Annotated in this window: 9 protein-coding genes and 4 tRNA genes; 9 read left to right on the top strand and 4 right to left on the bottom strand. The window is 73.2% G+C overall.

Annotated features, from left to right (window positions below):
• Positions 1 to 87: 87 nt before the first annotated feature.
• Positions 88 to 372, bottom strand: a complete 285-nt coding sequence (locus ACFWDO_RS20820; RefSeq protein ID WP_380326215.1) for a Fe-S cluster assembly protein HesB — start codon at positions 370 to 372, stop codon at positions 88 to 90.
• A 250-nt stretch (positions 373 to 622) separates the two neighbouring features.
• Here ACFWDO_RS20820 and ACFWDO_RS20815 point away from each other — a divergent pair.
• Together ACFWDO_RS20815 and ACFWDO_RS20810 are read left to right on the top strand one after the other, a co-directional pair.
• A tRNA-Lys gene (locus tag ACFWDO_RS20815) sits at positions 623 to 695 on the top strand.
• Positions 696 to 722: 27 nt separating this feature from the next.
• Positions 723 to 1487, top strand: a complete 765-nt coding sequence (locus ACFWDO_RS20810; RefSeq protein WP_380326218.1) for a glycerophosphodiester phosphodiesterase — start codon at positions 723 to 725, stop codon at positions 1485 to 1487.
• 10 nt (positions 1488 to 1497) lie between these two features.
• On the opposite strand, the gene ACFWDO_RS20805 is transcribed toward ACFWDO_RS20810, so the two are convergent.
• Positions 1498 to 2073, bottom strand: a complete 576-nt coding sequence (locus tag ACFWDO_RS20805) for an antibiotic biosynthesis monooxygenase (protein ID WP_380326221.1) — start codon at positions 2071 to 2073, stop codon at positions 1498 to 1500.
• A 239-nt stretch (positions 2074 to 2312) separates the two neighbouring features.
• Between ACFWDO_RS20805 and ACFWDO_RS20800 the strand changes: the two genes are divergently transcribed.
• Positions 2313 to 3545, top strand: a complete 1233-nt coding sequence (locus tag ACFWDO_RS20800; protein ID WP_380326224.1) for a D-alanyl-D-alanine carboxypeptidase family protein — start codon at positions 2313 to 2315, stop codon at positions 3543 to 3545.
• 48 nt (positions 3546 to 3593) lie between these two features.
• On the opposite strand, the gene ACFWDO_RS20795 is transcribed toward ACFWDO_RS20800, so the two are convergent.
• A complete protein-coding gene (locus tag ACFWDO_RS20795) occupies positions 3594 to 3938 on the bottom strand; it encodes a metallopeptidase family protein (protein ID WP_380326236.1) in 345 nt (114 codons plus the stop codon).
• 73 nt (positions 3939 to 4011) lie between these two features.
• Here ACFWDO_RS20795 and ACFWDO_RS20790 point away from each other — a divergent pair.
• From ACFWDO_RS20790 to ACFWDO_RS20770, 5 genes are all read left to right on the top strand, one after another.
• Positions 4012 to 4084: transfer RNA gene (locus ACFWDO_RS20790), tRNA-Glu, on the top strand.
• A 147-nt stretch (positions 4085 to 4231) separates the two neighbouring features.
• A tRNA-Asp gene (locus ACFWDO_RS20785) sits at positions 4232 to 4305 on the top strand.
• 50 nt (positions 4306 to 4355) lie between these two features.
• Positions 4356 to 4431, top strand: a tRNA-Phe gene (locus ACFWDO_RS20780).
• 163 nt (positions 4432 to 4594) lie between these two features.
• Complete coding sequence (locus ACFWDO_RS20775; protein ID WP_380326227.1) at positions 4595 to 5011, top strand: phage holin family protein; 417 nt, start codon at positions 4595 to 4597, stop codon at positions 5009 to 5011.
• Positions 5008 to 5325, top strand: a complete 318-nt coding sequence (locus ACFWDO_RS20770; RefSeq protein WP_380326230.1) for a DUF3618 domain-containing protein — start codon at positions 5008 to 5010, stop codon at positions 5323 to 5325. Before ACFWDO_RS20775 ends, ACFWDO_RS20770 begins: the two co-directional genes overlap by 4 nt.
• Before the next feature lie 33 nt (positions 5326 to 5358).
• Here ACFWDO_RS20770 and ACFWDO_RS20765 read toward each other — a convergent pair whose 3' ends face one another.
• Positions 5359 to 5565 carry a BldC family transcriptional regulator gene (locus ACFWDO_RS20765; protein WP_079575713.1) on the bottom strand — a complete coding sequence of 69 codons (207 nt, stop codon included), beginning with the start codon at positions 5563 to 5565 and terminating at the stop codon, positions 5359 to 5361.
• A 399-nt stretch (positions 5566 to 5964) separates the two neighbouring features.
• Here ACFWDO_RS20765 and ACFWDO_RS20760 point away from each other — a divergent pair, with 399 nt between their 5' ends.
• On the top strand, positions 5965 to 6168 hold the full coding sequence (locus tag ACFWDO_RS20760; protein WP_380326233.1) for a DUF3073 domain-containing protein: 204 nt from the start codon (positions 5965 to 5967) through the stop codon (positions 6166 to 6168).
• The last annotated feature ends 73 nt before the right edge of the window (positions 6169 to 6241 follow it).

Below are 6241 nucleotides of genomic sequence, written 5' to 3'. Positions count from 1 at the left end.
GCACGAGGTCGTCCCTCGTGCCCGGCCGTCGTCGTCGGACGGTGTCGCCTCGCCGTCATCCGACGGTGCGGAGGTCCCGTCCTGGGGTCACCCCTGCGGCGTGAGCACGAACCCCGGGCCCTGCGCCGCCGGGTCGGTGTCGAGCGTGAGGGTGTCGAGGGCCGGGGCGGCCTGCGCCTCGACGAAGACGTGCGTGGCACCCTCCTCGTCGACCACCTGGTCGTCGGGCTGCGGCGCAGGGACGAGCGCGAGCTCGAAGTTGCCGGGCTGCCCGGCAGACTGCGCGATCCGCAGGCCACCCTCGTCGGGCACCCCCGCCTGCTGGGCGAGGTCCTCGACGGCGGTACGGGCGTTGTCGGTCACGGTGAGCATGGGAGCTCCTCTCGTCGGTCCTGGCGAACTCGTCCACCGAAACAGGGTCGGGGTGCTCGGCGCAACGATGAGACGCGATCGGGACGAGATCTCCCGATGGGTGAGACCTCGCGTGACAGGGTGCTCGCGCCGCGGATAGGTTGCCCTCCGTGACCTGATCGTGACCTTCGAGGTCGCCGACGGCACGACCCGCAGCCGCTCCCGCGTACGCTGTCCGCAGCCGGCGACCAGCCCTCGGGCGGACGGCGGCGGGCCTCTAGCTCAATCGGCAGAGCAGCGGACTTTTAATCCGCGGGTTGTGGGTTCGATCCCCACGGGGCCCACCCGTCAGCACCGTCCGAAGGAGCACCGTGCCCGTCCGCGCCCAGGACCTCGTCGTCGTCGCCCACCGCGGTGCCTCGGCGGACGCCCCGCAGAACACCCTCGCCGCGTTCGCCGCGGCGGACGACGCCGGGGCGGGGATGATCGAGATCGACGTCCACCTCAGCGCCGACGGCGTGCCGGTCGTGATCCACGACGGCACCGTCGACGCCACGACCGACGGCTCGGGCGAGGTGCGCGGCCTCACCGTCGCTCAGCTGCAGGCGCTCGACGCGGGCTCCTGGTTCGCGCCGGAGTTCGCCGGGCAGCGGATCCCGACGCTGGCGGAGGTGCTCGACCTGGTCGCGGCGCGGCCAGGTCTCGACGTCCTCTGCGAGTACAAGGGCGTCTGGACGCCCGAGGACGTGGCCGCGACCATGCGCGTGGTCGCGGAGTCCGGCCTGCGCGACCGCCTCGTGGTGCAGGGCTTCGCCCCCACGACGGTCGCCGCCTTGCGAGACGTCGCGCCGCAGGTGCCGCGGTCGCTGCTCGTCGAGCACCCGCGCGCCGACCTGGCAGAGCTCCTCGACGAGCTCGACGCCGCCGCGGTCAGCCCGGGGGCCGAGCTCCTCGCGGGCGACCCGGCCCTCGTCCTCGCCGCCCACGCCGCGGGCCGGCGGGTGTTCGGCTGGACCGCCAACGACGAGGCCACGTGGGAAACGCTGCTGCGGGCCGGCGTCGACGGCATCATCACCGACCGCCCCGCGGCGCTGCGCGGCTGGCTCGACGAGGCGGCCGTCCCGGCGCGCCGCTGACGCCCGCGCCTCAGCTGCGCGGCGCGTGCAGCCAGCCGGAGAGCCGGCCGGTGACCCACGGCAGCACCCACAGGGACATGATCGGGGTAAGCACGAGGGTCGACACGAGCACCCGCAGCACCACGTTCAGGTCCGCGAAGGACGGCACGAGCCAGCCCACCAGCGCGGTGAACGCGAGGTTCACCGGGAAGAAGCCCAGCCAGATCGCCACGGACTGCTTCCAGCGCGGCGGGGCCGACAGGAGCGGCGGGCCGGCGGGCTCGTCCTGACGCAGCGGCGGGTCGAACCAGCCCTCGATCCCGGTCCGCTTCTCCACCCGGCGCTCCTCGACCAGGCCCTCCCCGGCGGCGAGCCAGCGGCGCCGCTCGTCCGACCCCTCCCAGGCGTCGAGCCGCGCCGCGTCGGCGAAGCGGTAGAGCATGATCCAGTCGGCCGCCCCCTCGGAGGCGCGGATCCAGCCGGAACCGAGGAAGCCGTCCCACCGGTTGGCGAGGCGGACGCCGGACTGCACCCACGCGGTGACCTCGGGGACACGGTCGGGGCTGACGGCGCGGTGGATCGCGACGGTCACGGGTGCGGAGCTCATCGGAGCATCCTGAGCCGCGCCACCCGACGCCGGGCGGTGCGGGCGCCCGCACGGGACGCCGCGTCCCAGCATCCGGATCGCCCGGACGCCGCGAGGCCGATCGCCCCGGGATGTCCCGGTCTTCACATCGCGTCCGCCCGGTCCGCACGGGACTTCTGTTGATTGGTCAACCAAATCGTCGGGGGCACCCGGCGGCCGCCCCCACGATGGGATGAGCCCCGACCCCGAGGACCCCACACGTGAACCAGCACGACCCGCAGGACGACGCGCCCGCGCAGCACCCCCGGCGCCGCGACATCCACCACCCCGACCGCCCGCGACGGGCCGAGCCCACCGACCGCACCGACGCCCCGCGCAAGCGGCGCCGTCGTGCGGTGCGCGCCGGCGTGCCCGTCGCCCTCGCCGTGATGGCCCTGTCGACCGGCGTCACGACCGGCATCACGACCGGCATCGCCCAGGCGTCCGCCGAGACCCCCACCGAGGCGCAGAGCGCGCCCGCGGCGGCGTCGGTCGGCACCATCGGCACCGGCACCTTCGGCATCGAGCCCACCTCCGGCGCCGCGACGATCACGCGCCCCACCCTCGCCGGGGCACCCGCCGCAACGTCCGGCGCCGTGGGTGCCGCAGCGACCACTGCCGCCACGACGGCGAAGGACGCCGACGACGGCTCCCGGCGCGCGAGGCCCGCCGCCGGCGGCGACGACGCGCTGTCGGCCGCCCAGGCCGCGCTGGCCCGCGCCGACCAGGTGACGACCGAGACGCGCGGCATCCCCCGCGCCGAGCGCCGCTCCGTGGCCAGGAGCGCGCAGCGCCTGCGCGCCCTCGTCGCCGACCGTTCCGGTGCCGAGGCGGCCTCGCGCGCCGGTGAACGGGCCTCGCTCGAGGTCCGCGACACGGACGCGGCCGACGTGGCCAAGGCGACCGAGGCGCTCACCGACCTGGTCGACCAGGCCGACCCGAGCGCCGTCAGCATCGAGCCCGCGCCGGCCACCCCGGCCGAGATCCTCGACGCGCAGGCCGCCGCGGCGAAGAAGGCGGCACCCGCGCTCAAGAAGCACGCGGACGACACCGCCGGGTACGAGAACGGTCGCATCGCCTCCGCGGACCTCGCCGAGCTGTCGTTCGCGAAGGGCGAGACGCTCCGCGCCGACGCGGCGGAGCAGCTCGAGCGGCTCGACGCCGCGTACCAGGCCCGCTTCGGCACGCACCTGAAGGTCCGCGACTCCTACCGCTCCTACGAGTCGCAGGTCTCCGTCAAGGCGAGCCGCGGCTACTTCGCCGCCGTGCCGGGGTACTCGGACCACGGCTGGGGCATCGCGGTCGACCTCAACGGCGGCGTCCAGCAGTACACCAGCGCCGAGCACCAGTGGCTGGTCGCCAACGCCGGCAAGTTCGGCTGGCACAACCCCGCCTGGGCCCAGCCCGACGGCCGCAAGCCCGAGGCGTGGCACTGGGAGTACAGCCCGCTCTGACCCAGGGTCCGACCGCGTCCGCTCTGCCCGCCCGCTCTGCCCGCCCGCTCAGTCCCAGCCGAGCGCGTGCAGCCGCTCGTCGTCGATCCCGAAGTGGTGCGCGATCTCGTGCACCACCGTGATCGCGACCTCCTCCACCACGTCCTCGCGCGTGTCGCAGATGGCGAGGGTCGGGTTCCGGTAGATCGTGATGCGGTCGGGCAGCGACCCGGCCGCCCAGTGCAGGTCGCGCTCGGTCAGCGGCACCCCCTCGTACAGCCCGAGCAGCTCCGGGTCGTCGGCGGGGGCGTCGTCCTCGACCAGGACGACGACGTTGTCCATCATGGCCGCCAGGTCGGCCGGCACCTCATCGAGGCCGTCCCGGACGGCGTCCTCGAACTCCTCGCGCGTCATCTCCACCACGGGCCCATCCTCGCCCACCGCGCGCGTGGGCCCGGCCGACGCCTGGGTATGCTTGCCCGGTCCAGCCCCCATCGTCTAGCGGCCTAGGACCCCGCCCTTTCACGGCGGTAGCACGGGTTCGAATCCCGTTGGGGGTACGTCAGCGGGACACCGGCCTGGCCGGAAACCCGCGAAACGGGGCGTTCTTGCTGGTCAGGATCCGATTTCAAGATCCCGCCGACCATGGGGTACGCTTCTTCTCGGCTCGAAACGAGCTTCCAGGCGCGGAGAATCCTCCTCGCCATGGCCCTGTAGCGCAGTTGGTTAGCGCGCCGCCCTGTCACGGCGGAGGTCGCGGGTTCAAGTCCCGTCAGGGTCGCGCATGATGCGCCCGGTTCGTCGGAAACGGCGCCCGGGCGTTCGTGTCCAGGCTCTGTAGCTCAGTTGGTAGAGCGTTCGACTGAAAATCGAAAGGTCACCGGATCGACGCCGGTCGGAGCCACCACCGAAACCCCCGTGCCTCAGGGCGCGGGGGTTTCGTCGTTCCCGGCCGGTGCGGAACCGGCAGCCTCACCCCCTCGATATCGCCGGTCGAATTGCCTGGACCAGCGGGGACGGGTTGAGTGGGACCGCACGGACGATCACCTCACGCAGGATCGGAGCAGTCGATGACGGACTGGGACGACGGACGCACGCCGCCCGCCGAGCAGCCGCCCTCCATGGGGCGGCTCGTGGAGCAGCTGTCGGAACAGACCACCCGGCTCGTGCGCGCCGAGGTGGCGCTCGCCAAGGCCGAGCTGGCGGAGAAGGCCAAGCGGTCCGGCATCGGGGTCGGCCTCGTCGTCGTCGCCCTCGTCATCGTGCTGTACGCGGTGGGAGTGCTCATCTGGGCGGGGATCACCGGCCTCGCCACGGCGTGGCCGCTGTGGCTCTCGGCCCTGACGGTCGGCGTCGCGATGCTGATCGTGGCGGGCATCGCCGTCGCGATCGCCGTCGGCCAGCTCAAGAAGGCCGCCCGCCGGCCCGAGACGATCGACCGGGTGAAGGAAGACGTCGAGACGCTGAAGAAGGGGGTGCGCCGGTGACCGAGTCCACGACGCCCGAGAACAGGGCCCCGGCGCCTACCACCCGGGAGCTCGAGGACGAGGTCGCCCGCACCCGCGCGGAGCTGACCGAGACCCTCGACCAGCTCGCGACCCGCCTCTCCCCCGCCTACCAGGCGAACCAGCTCGCCCGGGCCACCAAGCGGGCGGCGTCCGACGCCGGCGCGTTCGTGACGGGCGGCGGCCTGCCCGACGGCGAGCCCCGGCGCCGGCGCAACGCCCAGGTGCTGCTCGGGGCGGCCGCCGCGGGCCTCGCGCTGGTCGTGATCGTCGTCGTGCGCGCCCGGCGCCGCTGAGCGGCCCTTCGCGGCCCGGGCTCCGGGCCGGCGCTACTTGTCCGGCGTCGCCTCCTCGGAGGCGGCGCCGAGGAGCGCCCGCACCTCCGACTCCTTGTAGCGACGGTGCCCACCGAGGGTGCGGATCGACGAGAGCTTCCCCGCCTTCGCCCAGCGGGTCACGGTCTTGGGATCGACGCGGAAGAGGCTGGCCACCTCGGCAGGCGTCAGCAGAACCTCGGAGTCTCCGTGGAGCGACATCCCCTGCACCTCCTGGTGCGCGACCGGCCCGGGCGGCGCCCGGTGTGCGGACACGGTCTCGCTCATCCATTGTGTGCAGAAAGCGGGATTGAGGCGACTTGGGAGCCGGATGAAATCGTCCGGATCGTCCTGGACTGGTCCGAGACGCGCCGTGCGTCCCGTTCTTCCTGCTGCGGGGCCCGGGAACGACCGGAACGTGCACCGTCCGGTCTCGTGACCTGAGACACCATCGGCGCGAGATCACCCGCTCCGACGTCCACTGATGCGCACGGCACGTGTCGCGGAGTGGAGGGAATGGCGCGCGAGCATGTACCGTTGGGATCTGAACAGACTACTTACGCACGGGGCCGCCGTCACGGACGGCGCAAGCCCCGCTCCTACGTTGAGGGGGTCTCAGCCATGGGCCGCGGCCGTCAGAAGGCAAAGCAGACTAAGGTCGCTCGCGAGCTGAAGTACTACAGCCCCGAGACGAACTACCACGCGCTCGAGCGAGAGCTCAAGGGCAGCGAGGGCAGTCGCACCGATGTCGCCACGGAGGACCGTTCCTCCCCCGACGACGACGAGTACGACAACCGATACAACGCCTGGAACGACGAGCGCTGACTCGTCAGCGTCAGGCTCCCGCCTCGACGGGTTCCTGAGCCGCGCAGACGAAGGGCCGGACGGCAATCGCCGC

The sequence above is a fragment of the Isoptericola sp. NPDC060185 genome (genome assembly GCF_042728595.1).
Classification (GTDB): Bacteria; Actinomycetota; Actinomycetes; order Actinomycetales; family Cellulomonadaceae; genus Isoptericola.
This window is presented reverse-complemented; position numbering and strand designations above follow the sequence as displayed.

Bases quoted from the DNA above. Each gene is read 5' to 3' on its own strand.
- ACFWDO_RS20820 (WP_380326215.1), bottom strand. From the start codon at position 372: ATGCTCACCGTGACCGACAACGCCCGTACCGCCGTCGAGGACCTCGCC.
- ACFWDO_RS20805 (WP_380326221.1), bottom strand. From the start codon at position 2,073: ATGAGCTCCGCACCCGTGACCGTCGCGATCCACCGCGCCGTCAGCCCC.
- ACFWDO_RS20795 (WP_380326236.1), bottom strand. From the start codon at position 3,938: ATGACGCGCGAGGAGTTCGAGGACGCCGTCCGGGACGGCCTCGATGAG.
- ACFWDO_RS20775 (WP_380326227.1), top strand. From the start codon at position 4,595: ATGACGGACTGGGACGACGGACGCACGCCGCCCGCCGAGCAGCCGCCC.
- ACFWDO_RS20765 (WP_079575713.1), bottom strand. From the start codon at position 5,565: ATGTCGCTCCACGGAGACTCCGAGGTTCTGCTGACGCCTGCCGAGGTG.
- ACFWDO_RS20760 (WP_380326233.1), top strand. From the start codon at position 5,965: ATGGGCCGCGGCCGTCAGAAGGCAAAGCAGACTAAGGTCGCTCGCGAG.